This window comes from Mesorhizobium sp. M2C.T.Ca.TU.002.02.1.1, from assembly GCF_003997225.1.
Genome location: NZ_RZTO01001508.1, coordinates 1 through 481, shown reverse-complemented (window position 1 = coordinate 481; position 481 = coordinate 1). Strand labels below are relative to the sequence as shown.

At 60.9% G+C, this 481-nt stretch carries 1 protein-coding gene; it reads right to left on the bottom strand.

Annotated elements, in window-relative coordinates; all coding sequences use genetic code 11:
- Nucleotides 1-456: ThiF family adenylyltransferase (locus EOD07_RS37005; protein WP_245470651.1), on the bottom strand; the 456-nt coding region annotated here is incomplete at its 3' end.
- Between the last annotated feature and the right edge of the window lie 25 nt (nt 457-481).

Sequence of the window (481 nt, the reverse complement as noted above, 5' to 3'; positions counted from 1 at the left end):
GTGCTCCTGCGTCCAAGCGTTTGCGATCCATCGCGGCAGTGCACCTTGGACAGCCAGACGGTCGGCGGCGGTGTCAAGCGCCACACCCACTTGGTCTAAGACCCAATTGCCCCGGCGCGCAACATATTCTGCCCACGTCAGAGGGTGCGCCTCGACCTCAAGGGCAGTCGATCTAAGGGCGGTGGCTGCAAGAACCGCTTTGGACATACCAATCTCCGCCTGGCCAGCCAATGCGTAGCGCTGCAGGTTTGAGAGTTCGATCGCTTCGTGATCGATTACATGCAGACGACCTTTGAGATCGGGTTGTCTCGCTAGCGCCCAAAGCGAGCCATGGCCTATCGCACCGAGCCCAACGAGGTGGGTTTCGCCAAGGTCGACTGGGAAGTCGATCGGGCCAGGCTCTCCGGCTTTGGTCTTGTCGTAGCTGCATAGCGAGAGGTCGATGGTTTCGTCCAACTCGGCGCCGGTCAACTGGGCAGCG